At 37.3% G+C, this 15,452-nt stretch carries 12 protein-coding genes; 4 read left to right on the plus strand and 8 right to left on the minus strand.

Annotated features, from left to right (window positions below; translation table 11 throughout):
* The first annotated feature begins 435 nt into the window (after window positions 1-435).
* Entirely contained in the window at window positions 436-1,248 is an 813-nt protein-coding gene (locus J3U68_RS07185; protein WP_267375744.1) for a tetratricopeptide repeat protein, read from the plus strand.
* Between the two features lie 499 nt (window positions 1,249-1,747).
* Here the strand turns inward: J3U68_RS07185 and J3U68_RS10700 are convergent, their stop codons facing one another.
* From J3U68_RS10700 to J3U68_RS07205, 5 genes are all read right to left on the minus strand, one after another.
* On the minus strand, window positions 1,748-1,933 hold the full coding sequence (locus tag J3U68_RS10700; protein WP_416384639.1) for a transposase: 186 nt from the start codon (window positions 1,931-1,933) through the stop codon (window positions 1,748-1,750).
* Window positions 1,934-2,451: 518 nt separating this feature from the next.
* Window positions 2,452-2,994 carry a hypothetical protein gene (locus tag J3U68_RS07190; protein ID WP_267375745.1) on the minus strand — a complete coding sequence of 181 codons (543 nt, stop codon included), beginning with the start codon at window positions 2,992-2,994 and terminating at the stop codon, window positions 2,452-2,454.
* A gap of 580 nt (window positions 2,995-3,574) precedes the next feature.
* Window positions 3,575-4,045 (minus strand): GNAT family N-acetyltransferase, encoded by a 471-nt coding sequence (locus tag J3U68_RS07195; RefSeq protein ID WP_267375746.1) that lies wholly within the window; start codon window positions 4,043-4,045, stop codon window positions 3,575-3,577.
* A 422-nt stretch (window positions 4,046-4,467) separates the two neighbouring features.
* Entirely contained in the window at window positions 4,468-5,490 is a 1,023-nt protein-coding gene (locus tag J3U68_RS07200; protein ID WP_267375747.1) for a hypothetical protein, read from the minus strand.
* Between the two features lie 336 nt (window positions 5,491-5,826).
* Window positions 5,827-6,903 carry a bifunctional transcriptional activator/DNA repair enzyme AdaA gene (locus J3U68_RS07205; RefSeq protein ID WP_267375748.1) on the minus strand — a complete coding sequence of 359 codons (1,077 nt, stop codon included), beginning with the start codon at window positions 6,901-6,903 and terminating at the stop codon, window positions 5,827-5,829.
* 376 nt (window positions 6,904-7,279) lie between these two features.
* Between J3U68_RS07205 and kynU the strand changes: the two genes are divergently transcribed.
* The gene (gene kynU / locus J3U68_RS07210; RefSeq protein WP_267375750.1) at window positions 7,280-8,527 is read left to right on the plus strand and encodes a kynureninase; all 1,248 of its coding nucleotides are present in this window, start codon (window positions 7,280-7,282) and stop codon (window positions 8,525-8,527) included.
* Between the two features lie 699 nt (window positions 8,528-9,226).
* Here the strand turns inward: kynU and J3U68_RS07215 are convergent.
* Both J3U68_RS07215 and J3U68_RS07220 read right to left on the minus strand, forming a co-directional pair.
* On the minus strand, window positions 9,227-9,505 hold the full coding sequence (locus tag J3U68_RS07215) for a HigA family addiction module antitoxin (protein WP_267375751.1): 279 nt from the start codon (window positions 9,503-9,505) through the stop codon (window positions 9,227-9,229).
* Entirely contained in the window at window positions 9,498-9,794 is a 297-nt protein-coding gene (locus J3U68_RS07220) for a type II toxin-antitoxin system RelE/ParE family toxin (RefSeq protein WP_267375752.1), read from the minus strand. Before J3U68_RS07220 ends, J3U68_RS07215 begins: the two co-directional genes overlap by 8 nt.
* 946 nt (window positions 9,795-10,740) lie before the next feature.
* Here J3U68_RS07220 and J3U68_RS07225 point away from each other — a divergent pair.
* On the plus strand, window positions 10,741-12,135 hold the full coding sequence (locus tag J3U68_RS07225) for an amino acid permease (protein ID WP_267375753.1): 1,395 nt from the start codon (window positions 10,741-10,743) through the stop codon (window positions 12,133-12,135).
* 147 nt (window positions 12,136-12,282) lie between these two features.
* On the plus strand, window positions 12,283-12,777 hold the full coding sequence (locus J3U68_RS07230; protein WP_267375755.1) for a hypothetical protein: 495 nt from the start codon (window positions 12,283-12,285) through the stop codon (window positions 12,775-12,777).
* Between the two features lie 414 nt (window positions 12,778-13,191).
* On the opposite strand, the gene htpG is transcribed toward J3U68_RS07230, so the two are convergent.
* Entirely contained in the window at window positions 13,192-15,090 is a 1,899-nt protein-coding gene (gene htpG, locus J3U68_RS07235; protein ID WP_267375756.1) for a molecular chaperone HtpG, read from the minus strand.
* Between the last annotated feature and the right edge of the window lie 362 nt (window positions 15,091-15,452).

Consider the following 15,452-nt stretch of genomic DNA (forward strand, 5'->3'; position numbering starts at 1 on the left):
AAGGTGACGGCGTTAAAAAAAATATTACGTTAGCAAAAAAGTATTTTAAGCAAGCTTGTTCGCTTGGTTTAAACGAAGGTTGTGTTAATTATAATTCTTTGAAATAAATATGATTTATAAATAAAGAATAATAAATCTATGCTAAAAGAACTGTCTTACAAAATACAGACAGTTCTTTTTTTATACAAACTCAAAATGTCATTTATTCTGCTATCACAATCTTTTTGGATAAAATTGGTTTAACAGTGACATTTCGATGGAGCTCTATATTTAGTTGGTGAGATAATAGTTTTATCAACTCCCTAGACCAATACCGCTAAGACATATAAAAGAATATTGTAAACCAGTAATAGAGAATAAGTTTTTTTTGAGTTTTTTTTGTCAGTTAGTAGAATGAATAATATAGATTATATTTTAGCTATTTAAGGAAAATTTATGAAGAAAATTTTTTGTTTTATCTCTACTGTACTATTCTCCTTGTCTATTTATGCAAATGATTGTGCTAACGATTATATTCAAGGAGATTATGACAAAGCTTTATTAGCTTGTGAAAAACAGGCTAAGCAGGGAGATCGGGAAGCCCAGCTTAATTTAGCATTTTTGTATGACCAAGGGAGAGGTATTAAAGTCAATAAAGAAAAAGCGCTGTATTGGTTTACTAAAGCCGCCAAACAAGGGGTTAGTGAGGCGCAATATAATTTAGGGCTTAAATATGCCAACGGTGATGGGGTCAAAATCGATAAAGGAAAAGCATTATATTGGTATACTATAGCTGCCAAACAGAGCAGCGGTGATGCGCAATATAATTTAGCACTTTTATATGATCAAGGTGACGGTGTCGAAGTCAACAAACAAAAAGCGCTATATTGGTTCACTCAAGCAGCGGAAGAAGGAGATATTTCGGCATCTTTAGAGTTAGCATATATGTATGACCAAGGTGAGGGTGTCGAAGTCAATCCGGAAAAAGCGTTATATTGGTTTTCTCAAGCTCAAGGAGTAGAAGAAGGGTTTGTTGGAGCGCAATATATTTTAGCAAGTAAGTATGCCAAAGGTGAAGGGGTCAAAGTTGATAAAAGGAAAGCATTATATTGGTACACAAAAGCCGCTAAACTAGGGGATGGTGAGGCGCAATATGGTTTAGCACAAATGTATGACAGAGGCGATGGTGTCAAAGTCGATAAAGAAAAAGCGCTATTTTGGTATAAAAAAGCAGCCGATCAGGGTGTTACTGATGCAAAGCATGAATAAGGCTTTATGTATCATGAAGGTGACGGCGTAAAAAAAATATTGCGTTAGCAAGAAGTATATTAAGCAAGCTTGTTCGCTTGGTTTAGATAACGGCAGTGATCATAATGATTCTCAGAAATAACTATGATTTATAGATAGAGGAGAATAAGTTTATGTTAAAGACCCTATTTTAAATTTTATGTATGTGCTTGTTAAAGGTGACAATTGATTCTGTCACCAAATTCTACAATAATTCGGTTCATCGCACTCTTCCAGTTATAAATGGGCATTGTCCATTTTTCGCTTGCTGGTTTTATCGCCATATAAATCAACCTTTTAACAGTATCATCTATCGGAATAATCTTGCGTTTCTTGATGGCATGACCATCTCACTATTTAAAGACTTTATAGCATGAGTGGTATAGATCGTTGTCAGAATATCAATGGGATAAATAAACAAGATACTCAAATTTCCCAATGCCTACGCCAGAATGGCTAATACACGGGACTACTTATCACCCTAAATATCCTTTAATTGACATAGTGCCTGTAATGCCTGTTCTTCTGTTGCTGTCTGATAGATAAATTTTAGATCCTTTGTCTGTACTTTATAATCCTTCCATCTCACTAATTTCAGACTATTGTGCTCACTATGGATGATACAGAGTTGAAAATTGTTTTTCTGGTTAAACCGTATTAATTGCATCAGGAAAGCCTTTCAAACAAGCTACACGGGCAATTAAAACCCCTTTCTGGCTGCGCTTTTGCAATTCTGTTCGCGCCAATAACCAGAATTGGGATCTGCATTTTCAGCTAGTAAGAAGCCAAGGGGGTTCCTTTTTACCCTACAAATCGATGGCTAGTGCAAGGGGAAACCGATTTATTGATGATACTTCCGTCTTGTTTCATTCTAACCTCTATGCAGTGTAAATAAACAACTGGATAAGAATATTAAGCTGATGATTTTGCCATGCTGCCACGAGCTATTTGTCAGAATTCGTTACTTTAGCAATCAGCGTTGGTGAAATATCAACACCTTGCATTTACATAAATATATTGGTGATTTCCATTGTGGTTATCCCTTTTTATATCAAAATAGAATAGGATGATTAATTCTATCTATGCGAGTTTGAAGCTTTTTATTAGCTGGGCTTCACAACCACTTTCTCTATTTTGAGCAATGATGAGCTTTTTCTCGCCTGCATTAGCTATTATGCTGTTTATTTATAATTTATCTAAATGTGCACAGCCCTCAAATATTTCACCTTTATAGTCAATAAAAATTTCATAGTTTGAAGCTGGTTCATCAAGATTTGCTTCGCAAAAAGTACCCTTAGGAAGACTACGAATTAAACCATATATCTCTTTATTTGAATGGAAAATTGTGACGAAATTTCTGGTTAAAGCAGAAGATTTAATATCGATAGAAATAGGTATATTTTCTGGTTTATTAAGTACAAATTGCAATTTTTTGTTACTTATTATGGCATTCCAAAAAGGTTCTTCACCACTTGCATAGAAACCTATAGAATTTTTGTTGACTATATCCCAGAAAATACGTGGCTCTACTCTTTCAATTTGTTGCATTTGCTGTAATTCTGACTGATTTATCCAAACTATCATTCCATTTTTAAGGTTTAAAAATTTTTGCTTACTATTTTCTGTACTTTCCAGGGATAAAAATTCTTGATTTGACGAATTTTTGTATATTTCCTGAGCTAATAATAGGTTAGGTAATATCAATAATAAGAATATTATTTGTTTCATGCATTATCCTTATTTACGGTGAGCATATTTTTAAAGTTAATGACCTAGTATATTTGTTGTTAGCAAATAGAATTTACGATTTGTTATATCCCTAATGTTTTTCTTGGTAATATAAGCAAAAGCATCTATCAGTATATTTCTGTTGCATACAATAATGTTAAATTATTGTCATGTAAATCAGTAGGATTTCTATCATCAATTGCATTGGCTCTATCAACTTCAAGATAAGGTACGATTAATGACCAACTTTGTACCACATCTGAAACCTGAGTATCTAAAGGCGCAAGAGCTTGATATTGGTTATGTGTAGCAACATCAATAGTTTATAATAAACTTCGTCATGGAACATATTTTCAATTGAATTATTTGTGGATTCTGCGTTTGTTGCCCAGGCTTTTTTCGCTAAAAAAACCCTATTTCAATTTTATTTCCATTTTTCATCATATATTTATCGGATTTGTTCGCTTCTAATTGCATTTACAAGTTAATTTGAGTTGTTTTAGCCAAATTAACCATGCCGGTCGTAATCTTTTGTGGCTTAATGTCCTATTAAGTTAGCCAACATTGATGGTTTTTACTTTTAAAAGATCGCTTTGGTCATGGTGTAATTAATTAAAACTTCATTTTCCCGTTGGATAAAATTTTTCTTAGTGATATTAAACCCCCATTTTTTAAACACTGGCATGGCCACTTTGGAAGCATGAGTTTGTAAGATTTTAACACCATGTTGTTGTACCCATTCCAGCATCGACTGATATAGTTTTGCCGCTACTCCTTGTCCCTGAAATTGTGGATGAACGAATAAACAGTGGATATATCCATTCGGTGCTAATTCTAAAAAACCAACTACCCTATCATCATTTAATGCAACCCAAATAATATGAGTTTTCAGCCGTAGGTGCCATTTATCTGGATCTGGCGGACTGCTACACCATGCATTCTTTTGTTTTTCGGTATAAATCTTGCAATCGATTGAGTTAATCGAGTGATAAAATAATTGGCAGATCGCAGGAGCATGTTTTTCCTGATAATTAAGAACGGTTAATTGCATTGGAAAATTAAAATAGTCTATTGTTAGCTAAGTGCTTAACTTTGTATCATAGTATAGATTAATCAATCTTGATGAGGTGATGATTATATAGAATAGACCCATGGCTACCATAGATTGAACAAGGAGCAAATTTCCTTCTCTAACTCAGTTTACCCACTTATTTCAAGAGTGATCATTGATTATAGTCTTTTATTAGTTAGCAGAAAATGGATGAAATATATTCTATAGTATATTTTGCTAAAACTTAGAGTGGTGAGAAAAAACTTTAAATATACGTTCAGCAACTATTTGTTGTGAAACTGATCGTTCTATTATTTGGCTTAATTTCGTTTTTTTATAAATCATATTGTCGAGTCAAAAATGTTATCACTGTCAAAATTGACTAGAGGCCCAAAACGCTGATATACATTTCGCCATTTTTATTAATAGCCTAATATTTCAATCCACTGTTTTAATTCGCGCTCGTTAATTTTGTTATAGCCAACCAATTTAAGCACAAATAATATCTCACTGTTGTTTCCATTAAATTCCAAATCTAGTTTTATAGGCTCTATATCAAGAAACACGAATTTATCAATTCCCTCAGGTTTACTAGTAGGATCACTTTGGATGATTTTGCTGGTTAAAGCGATCATAGCAAATTGTCTATTGTGACCACCATTGATTAAAAAATTTTGATATTCATGATACGTTTTATTAACGACATATTGGTAAACATACCAGGGCTCACCCATCTCATCCATCACTTCTTTAATATTATTTGCCATAAATAGATAGGTAGCATTTAAATCAGTATCTGTTAATCCTAATTTCTGCCCCACTCCTTTTGGCGTTAATTTCGACCACTTGGCAAACGAATCATCAATAATTAAAATTTCTAAATTATATTTATCGATTTTATCTTGCAGCTGCTCTAGATCTATAGATTTTTGATCATTTTGGCTATATTGAGATTGACTTAAAATAGTAAAATACTTTTGTGGAGCCAAGCGATTTTGGCAACGCTTTTTGGTTTTAGCAATTAAATCACTTTTGCTAAATTCAATATTTTGTTGCTCAAAAATTTCTTTGCGCAGAGCTGAGTCAAGAGCTTGATAGGTTTGCAGATCAAAAGGAAATGCAGACAGTTTAGATTGAGTCTGCACAGTTTTTTGCATCAATTTTTCACTGTATTTTTTTGCTTTGGCCTCTGTTTTTTGCCCTATTTTATTCAGTCGCCAATTATCAACAGACCGTGAAGCGAATTCTCCAAGTTGTTGACATTCCGTAGCAATGATTGCCTCGAACTGCTCAATAGATAATTTTTTGTACTGTTTAATAGTCTCAATATCAACTGAAAAAGTGTTAGTTTGATCAGGATTAGATGAATGAGTTGAATTCTTAGCGGGCAAAATAGCAGGAAATAAGCACAATAGCATTAAAAACAATTGATTCTTTTTCTTCATGTCATCGAAGTCCAAATTAAGGCAACATTTGATGTCTGGCTGCTCTTTGAGCAATCATAGCGTTGATATAAAGTTGGGGTAAAACTGTTTTCACCCAACTTAATCAATAGTAACATTAAGGGTATCCAATGTCATTTTTTTATTGCTATACCCTATGCCCATTAATTCATGGACGAAACTATTGCAAAGATTTAAGCTTAAGGCTTAGGTTTTGTCGTACACCACTACCCAGTGGCAATATATAAACGTAAATATTCTGTGGCAAAATAATTTTTCTCAGAAAATCGCAGTAGTATAAATTAGCATGAAGCGGTATAGCTGCTATTTTCTATCCATCTACACGCCATCGCCGCAATCAACAACATGTGATTTTTCGTGCTCAATTAGCCAGCGCTTACGCTCCAGTCCGCCTCCATAACCAGTCAGATCACCATTACTGCCAATGACTCGATGACAAGGAATGATAATCGACACGCGATTACAACCGTTGGCACTGGCCACTGCTCTCACCGCCAGCGGTCGATGAATACTGTGTGCTTGCTGTTTATAAGTGGTGAGCTGACCATAAGGTATTTGGGTTAAACACGCCCAGACTGCTTGTTGAAACTCTGTACCAGGGGTATGCAGTTGGACGGTAAAATGGTATCTGGTTCCTTGAAAATATTCTTGCAATTCTCTTTTGGTCTGACGAATATGCTCATTTTCTCCAAAAATAATTGGCATCTTTAGACGATTTTGCAGATCGCGAAATGCGGTTTCCAACATTCGGCGGTCTACAAATTCAAGTAAACATACACCCTTTGCTGTAGCACAGATAAACATCGGTCCCAACGGCGTGGTTAAACGATTGATCAACATGATGTCGTTGTGTGAATGTTGTGAAGGTGAATTGTTGAGAATCTGTTTATACATATAAGAAAAGCCACTTAGGGATTCATAGCCGGAATCGTAAGCGGTATTGACGACATTTTTGCCGGATTTTAATTCCTGATAGGCCTGATTTATACGATACATTCTTTGAAATGTTTGAAATGTGATGCCGTAATGCTTTTTAAACCAGCGCCGAATCGTTTCCGGACTGATCTGCTGAGCACTCAATATGCTGTCAGAGATTTTTTGTTTGGGATTTTGCCTGATTAGTTCAATTGCCCTACGCACTTCTTGTGGTGCCTCAGCAGCATTTTCTGTTGGCCGGCAGATTTTACAGGGTCGATAGCCTGCCTGTAATGCTGCTTTAAATGTGGAAAAAAATTCGACATGTTCGAATTTCGGTTTGCGGGCTCGACAAGTGGCTATACAGAATATTGAAGTAGTCGTAACCCCAGCATAGAATATACCAACATAATGTTGATCTTTGGCTAATAAAGCTTGATAAAAGGTCTCGATTTGTTGTGCATCGGTAATCTTTGTCATGTAATTGTCTCTTAGTTCATTAGGTCATTTATTTATATTGCAGGCTTTTTTGTCTGTTATGCGGTATCTCTGCGCTCACAACCGTCAGTCTTGATTGATTCATTCATGCTGACAGACCAGAAATAGACTATGGGAAACTATAAAAACTAAGCCGAAAAAGAACAACCGAAAATTTGACAAGTATTTTTTTCTCTAGGTTTTATTAAGATTTTTTTGCATTGTCACCATCATTTGCTGTTAATGACTCAAGCTGCATGACTTACCTTTATTGACTTAAACCAAGATAAGATCTCAATCTCATTAAAATTTGTTCGCCTTTCGCGTAAACAAAAAGTAAACTACGGTGTTTTAATTATTTAATAATCTGTGCCAAATCATGATTACATTTGAACAATGTCAGCAATGGGATGCTGAAGACGAGCTGGCTAATTTAAAAAGCCAGTTTGATTTACCACAAGGGGTCATCTATCTGGATGGTAATTCTCTCGGAGCCAAACCGATTAAGGCTATGGACTGTGCCCAGCAGGTGATCAATCAACAATGGGGCACTGATCTGATCAATAGCTGGAATAAAGCTGGCTGGTGGGATTTACCGGTTAGATTAGGGAATAAAATCGGCCAATTGGTGGGTGCACGTGAAAATGAAACGGTGGTTACTGATACCACCAGTATGAATCTGTTTAAAGTTTTGGCTACCGCCATCGGGATTCAGCAGCAACACCCAACGCGCAAAACCATTATTGCTGAACGGGATTCTTTTCCGACTGATCTATATATGATTGAAGGCTTTATGGCATTGATTAATCAAGGCTATAAATTACAGTTAATTGATCAGCCAGAGGATTTGCCACAATATTTAGATGAACAAACTGCAGTGGTGGTGTTGTCACATGTGAATTATCGTACAGGCTATTTGCATGATATGGCTGCCGTGAATCAGCAAGCACATGCCCAAGGTGCGCTAATCATCTGGGATCTGTGCCATTCGATTGGCGCTGTGCCGATCGATTTAAACGGCAGCAATAGTGATTTTGCTATTGGCTGTACATATAAATATCTCAACGGCGGACCGGGTTCGCCGGCGATGCTGTGGGTACACAGTCGCTATCAAACCGCATTTAATCAGCCATTGTCTGGCTGGTGGGGACATGCCAAGCCTTTTGCTATGGACGTCAGCTACACTCCTGCCGACAATGTCCGACGCTACTTATGTGGCACTCAGCCGATTGTCTCTATGAGTCTGGTGGAATGTGGGGTAGACATTTTCCTGCAAACCGACATGCAGGCTCTGCGACAGAAATCTTTGCGACTAACTGATGTGCTGATTCAGCTGCTTGAACAGGAGTGTGCGGGTTATGATTTAACCCTGATCACGCCTCGTGAACATCTTCATCGTGGCAGTCACATCAGTGTGCGACATCCGCATGGTTATGCCATCGTGCAAGCATTGATCGCCCGTGGGGTGATTGGTGACTATCGTGAACCAGAAGTTATTCGGCTTGGAGTAACGCCTTTATATCTGAGCTTTTGTGATATCTGGCAAGCGGTACAACATCTTAAGCAAGTCTTGGTGTCGCAAGAATGGGCGCAGCCACAATTTCAAACTCGCAGACAAGTGACCTGATGCAAGTTTGGTTAAACATCTTCAGCCAGCCACCTACGGCTGGCTAATTTGTAGGCGTAGCATGACGCTTGATATACAGCATTTAGTTGGTTTGGGTTAATTTGCACACCTTTTGCTTAACACGCGCATTGATTTTGGTGCATCTCGTCGCTGTCGGTAGAGCGATAAGATTTTAATTTAACTTTAAACTTCCTCTACCCACAGTCGTCATCATGTTTTCATGATGACTGAGCACAATACTGGTTAAGTAGGTCTTTATGGGTCCACATGATCAGGTTAGGTTTAATTTAATCTATATGCTAAGAGTTAAAATCTTTTGTGTTTAAATTCCGCTGCTTCCCCCTGTTTTTTAACATACCTTGGGGTATTCATATTTTTTAAACGAAAAGGGTTTATGGGTAATATTGATAGTTGGTGTACCACAGGTGAATGTTCACTTAAGTGATCAAAGATTTGATGACTTTGCGCTGTTATCAATTGTATTTAATTTAAAGACGATGTGTGTTTTTCTTGTCACCTGTTTATCTGAGATTAAGTTCAGACCAGTCTCGTATACAATACTGAACCTATAGCCGGCAGATGCTGGCTAAAAGCATTTTTGATTCAAATTAATATAGGTAATACGTTTTATCTATAATATAGATGGATATCGTCCTTATAAACTTTATATTGGCTTTTTGGTGCATGGATAAACACCGTTTATCTGCAAGTATGTCGCTGCAACGGGGTCACACCATGATTCTTTTTCTGCAATGCTTTCCATAAATCATAATTGACCTGCATGTTCAGCCAGAATTGCGGTGTGGTGTTCAATAAAATAGATAATCGTACCGCCATTTCCGCACTAATTCCTGCTTTACCATTAATGATGCGTGATAAAGTGACCCTTGTTATCCCTAAATGTTTTGCCGCTTCGCTAATATTTGTTTCGCCTAGATACTGTTTAAGTATTACACCAGCATGACAAGGATTATGCATATTTATTCTCCATGTTATAGTTTTGATAATCGACGATTTCCACTTCATCTTCATCAAATTCAAAGATCAAGCGCCAACTGCCATTAATAATCACAGCCCAACGATCTTTCTGATTACCTTTGATAACATGCAGCCGCCAGAATGGTGCTTCTAAATCGATAGGCTTTTTTGCTGCACTTAACGCAGTCAGTACTACTCTTAATTCTGTGCTATGAGAATTGGGTATGCATGCTTTGCTTCCAGTTCGATAATATTGTTCAAGTCCTTTATGTTTAAAGCTTTTAATCATGGATTAACTCCCCTATGTATAGACGCACTATACAAAATTACTAATTAAAATCAATGATTAATGTTTTTAAATTATACCTTTTCTTAACTAAACTGGCTATATCTGAACATAATTTAAAATATAATAATTTGCTTTGAAAAATGATTTTGCCATAGTCAATTTGGATTAATTTTAAAAAATGCTTTAGTGCAATAATGACGTATGACTATTTAGTTCAGCATTTGATCTGCTTGTGACTAAATCATTTTTTTCTCATTGATTTATGGGCAGTTGCTGGCAAATTGAGTTGTGTAAAATTGGCTTTGGGGTTATCCGGGCACTGTGGCTGCCAATTTGATGGTTCGTGATGATTAAGGTGATTCTCCAGCTGTTTTGAGCAGAGATGTAGTGATAGAAGCTTAAACTCACTTTTGCACTCTGGTTTTTATTCTTTATGACTCGCTGATCACTATTTTTGTAGTGAACCTCTCCTTTGAATCATTATTGAAGTATTCTGCTTTACAGCTATGGGTTGGATAAGGGTATATTCCTGCCAGAAGAAGAACAAAATTAGATAGCCAGTTAATGAGTTAATAGGCTTTATCTACTGAGCCCAATTTTGAATTTTAGCTGTTTAGATAAGTTATCAATTTTTTTGGCTGCGGTTTAGCCGTTATCGCAAGGTAGATTAAGTTAGCACCACTGCGATGTAGGATTGAAAAGAAGATGAATACTGGGTGGGATGCGCGCTTTGTCACGGATCATTTAACTCAATCATCAGGACATATTTAAACTTGATGCATATCATATTTAAATAATGCATCCTTAAAAAATTAGCGTTGTTAATATAATTTCATCGTGACCTGCTATTATAATATACAAATTGTGATTTTTATTTGCAAAATATGCAGCTTTAACGAGAAAAGGTAAATATTTCTCTTTGTCAGTGCATATTTAAAGGGAAACAATGGGTAATTTTGACAAGATCCAGTCACGTGAAGCAGGTTTACATAAGAAACTTTCTGCCAAGCAGATGAGTATGATTGCGATTGGCGGAGCAATTGGAACAGGATTATTTTTAGGCAGTAAATTCGCTATTGGTTTTGCCGGTCCGGCAGTGATTATTAGTTATGCTTTGGGAGGATTAATTGCGCTGACTTTAATGGGATGCTTGGCTGAAATGACGGTTCAGCACCCTACTTCAGGCTCTTTTGGAGCTTATGCTGAATTTTATCTGCATCCTTTGGCCGGTTTTCTGGTTCGCTACAGTTACTGGTCGTGTATTGTGCTGGCGGTTGGCACTGAGGTTACTGCGATTGCAGAATACATGAAGTTTTGGTTTCCACAGATAAGCTCATGGATATGGATAGGCTTATTTTCTTTTAGTCTGATCGCGGTGAATGCCTACAGTGTTAAGGCCTTTGGTTCAGTGGAATACTGGTTTTCGACGATTAAAATTTTTGCCATACTGGTTTTTGTTATTCTTGGCATTGGTGTTTTATTCACTTATGGCAGTATCGGAAAAATAGAACAGCACTTATTTGATCAGGGTGGTTTCGCCCCACATGGATTTTCCGGTATCTGGACTGGGGTGATTATCTCGATTTTTAGCTATCTGGGCATTGAGATGATTGCGATTGCCGCCGGTGAAGCCACCAAGCCGGAACAAGCAGTTAAAACAGCCTTCAAAGGAACTTTGGCACGACTGTTTATTTTTTATTTGCTGGCTTTAAGTCTGATTGTGATGTTGGTGCCATGGCAGGAACTGATCAAAGAAAACAGTACCAGTCCGTTTGTGACGGTGATGCAAATTGTCGGTATCCCTTTTGCCGACAGTATTCTGAATTTTATTGTGATCGTGGCTGCTCTGTCTTCGATGAACAGCATGCTTTATATTGCCACGCGTATGATGTTCAGTTTGTCTCGAGCTGGTGAAGCACCACAAATTTTAGGCAAAGTACGCAGCAATGGTGTGCCACTGAATGCACTCACTTTATCTTCTGCTGGGATTGCTGTGGCAGCAATGGTGTATATTTTTAATCCAGAAACAGCGTTTCCGGTCATGATTGCATTATCCATGTTTGGTGCTTTAATCAGTTGGGGAACGGTATTTTTGTCACACTTGAGTTTTCGTCAGCACATGCAGCGCAAAGGAGAGCAAATTAAATTTAAGGTACCTGGTTATCCGTTTGTTACTTTAGCTGGGCTGTTTGCGATCATTAGTATTCTGATTACCACATGGTTTACGCCTATTTTCCATGCCACGTTGGTTTTTGGTCTACCCTTTTTGGTTTTTCTAACGCTGATGTATTTTTTGCATCGCTATATGCAAAATAAATTGAATAATCGTCAGTATAAATAGAATGTTATAGATTTTCTTAAAGGTTTAGGGTAAGTGATTAAACCTGATGGTTCAATTGTTGCAGCTACAAAAGCTATTTTGATAAAAAATTTCTGATGGCTCAAACAATATTTGAATTACAACTTACCCTAAAATAATATCTGAAAAATGAAATTTGATTTAATCATTGAAGAACCATTAACGAAACTAACTGACTTTAAGTTTGAGTTATATGATAAAGATTCCTTAACCGAGGCACTTTCTATCATTGAAGATGCTATTTATGAAACTCATAAAATAAAGTTTTATTTTAATTCCCTTGGTGAAGTATGGAACGTTACTGTATTTGGTGATCTCTCTATTTTTCTGCAACAATTAGCTGATATCTTAAAGGTCACAAAAGGGATTAAAAAACAGCATATCTTAGATTTTTACGAAGTAGGAACTGATAGAAAATTACTTTTAATTCATGATAAAAACATAGTTGAAATTAAAAACATTTTAACTACTGATTGGAAATCTTCTATACCCGCCGAAACACAAGATGATTTAGACAATCAAATATTATTGTTTGTTGATAAATTGAAAGGTATTGTAGAAATAATATGCCCAGAATTGAATCAAATAGCGATAATAAAAAAATGGTACCAATTATTTCAATAAAATGAAACGCGAATTGTAAAACTAAACAAGACAAATGGGGGCGATTAAAAACGAGGAGGAAAAGCAGGTCCCGCCTCACAAGAGGTTAGTGTCCTTCCTGGGAAATGATGCCGCAGTATATCGGCTGCTGGTTGATTGCTCGTTTTTTTCCTTCAGTCAAAACAGAGTGGCAATTTAGAAGAAGTAATCTGTCTGTCAATTTATTATGGTTGCCTGATTGACATTGAAATGGCATACACATTGAAATACGCCACAGCTCTTGCCTATACCCTATTCTGTTTTTTCAGATATTTAATTGCTGCGGTGATGAATTAGTTGGCAGTTTAATCGTTGCTGTTTTGCAGCACTGCATGCACAAATCATTAAATAAAAACTGCCCGTCTAGACGGGCAGTTGGTTTCATTCGCTAAAGAATTAATGGTTCATGGTCAGCAGCAGATGGTTCATGCGTTTAACGAATGCTGCCGGATTGTCCAGTTTACCGCCTTCGGCTAGTAAAGCCTGATCATAAACCAGTTCAGCCAATTCGGTTCGTTGCTCATTATCCTGTTCCGCAGCAATTTTTTTAATTAAGGGATGATCAGGATTAATTTCCAGTGTTGGCTTGGTGTGCGGGATTTGCGCACCAGCACCAGAAGCTTCCAGCATACGTGCCAAATGCTGACTCATATCATGCTCACCCACAACCAAACAGGCTGGACTTTCCGTTAGGCGGGCAGTGGCTCGTACTGACTCTACTTTATCACCTAAAGCAGCTTTGATTTGTTCTACCACTTCTTTGTTGTCTTCTTCGGTTTTCGCCTGAACTGCTTTCTCTTCTTCATCAGCCAGGTTGCCCAGATCCAAGGAACCTTTGGCTACGCTAACCAGTTTTTTACCGTCAAATTCAGTTAGGCTGTTAACCACCCATTCATCGACACGGTCAGTCAACAACAATACTTCTACGCCTTTTTTCAGGAAAATTTCCAGATGTGGGCTGTTTTTCGCTGCTGCGTAGCTGTCAGCAGTGATATAGTAGATTTTGTCCTGTCCTTCTTTCATTCGACTAATATAGTCAGCCAAAGAAACGGTTTGTTCGGCATGATCATTATGCGTTGAAGCAAAACGGCACAGTCCGGCAATTTTGTCTTTATTGCTGTAGTCTTCGGCGATGCCTTCTTTCAGGACATTACCAAACACGTTCCAGAATTCGCTATATTTTTCTGGTTGATTTTTCTGTAGATCTTCCAGCAGGGACAAGACTTTTTTAACGCTACCAGAGCGAATGGCATCCAAGTCACGGCTTTCCTGCAAAATCTCACGCGAAACGTTCAAGGGCAGATCACTGCTGTCAATCACCCCACGAATAAAGCGCAAATAAGTTGGCATCAGTTTTTTGGCATCGTCCATGATAAATACGCGTTTTACGTATAATTGGACACCATGCTTGGGCTCACGTTCGTAGAGATCAAAAGGTGCATGTTTGGGCACATATAATAGTCCCGTGTATTCATGCCGTCCTTCTACTCTAAAATGCGTCCACGCTAAGGCATCATCATAATCATGGGAAACATGGCGATAGAAGGTCTGATACTGCTCATCAGTGATTTCGTTTTTGGGACGTTGCCATAACGCCTGAGCTTGATTCACTACTTCCAGTTCGTCAGAAGTTTTAACATTGCCTTCTTCATCGTATTCCGGTGCTTTTTTCATGTAGATAGGCACAGAAATATGATCGCTGTAGGTGGTGACAATGCGGCGTAAAGTCCAGTCGGATAACAGATCTTTTTCGTCATCTTTCACATGCAAGATGACTTTTGTTCCACGCTCGGGTTTAGAAATGGGTTCAACGGTGAATTCACCATCGCCAGCACTAATCCAGCGCACTGCTTCATTGTCGGCACTGCCAGCTTTACGACTTTCAACTGTTACTTTGTCGGCCACAATAAAGGCAGAATAAAAACCCACACCAAACTGACCGATTAAATTGGCATCTTTTTTATCATCTCCAGTCAATTGCTCCAGAAATGCTTTGGTGCCTGACTTGGCAATGGTACCGAGATGTTCGATGATTTCAGCTTCATTCATGCCGATACCATTATCTGCTACAGTAATGGTCTGTTCTTCAGCGTTGGCGGTTACAGTGATTTTGAATTCTGTATCATCGCCCAACAAACTAGCATTATGTAATGATTCGAAGCGCAGTTTGTCGCAAGCATCAGCGGCATTGGATATGAGTTCACGCAGAAAAATCTCTTTGTTACTGTACAATGAATGAATCATCAGCTGTAACAATTGTTTCACTTCAGTTTGAAAACTATGTGTCTGTTTCATGATTTTCCCGAAATATCTAAAATTGGTTATTGTTGATTTAAGATAGGGGTTGATTTAAGCAGTTTCAAGACGATAGAAAAAGACAATTAATTAGATTATTATGACAAATACATTTCAGTTTTAATAAATGCATTTGCTACAAGCGTTTCTGCAAAACATCACTCACCTAAAGCGTGATGACTTATCGCGTTTTGCCTGTTCATTAAAGCGGTTTTAATTTTGCATGACGTGCTGTCTGGACACTTTTTTCCCGTACTTTTATTAAAACCCTTGCCCTTCTTCACTTAACCACTGGGTAGTCTACTCAACAAAATTCTGATATGTTAAAATTAGGGCAATTTATCAAATATTTAATGGCAATA

The organism is Snodgrassella sp. B3882 (genome assembly GCF_026535915.1).
Lineage (GTDB): Bacteria > Pseudomonadota > Gammaproteobacteria > Burkholderiales > Neisseriaceae > Snodgrassella.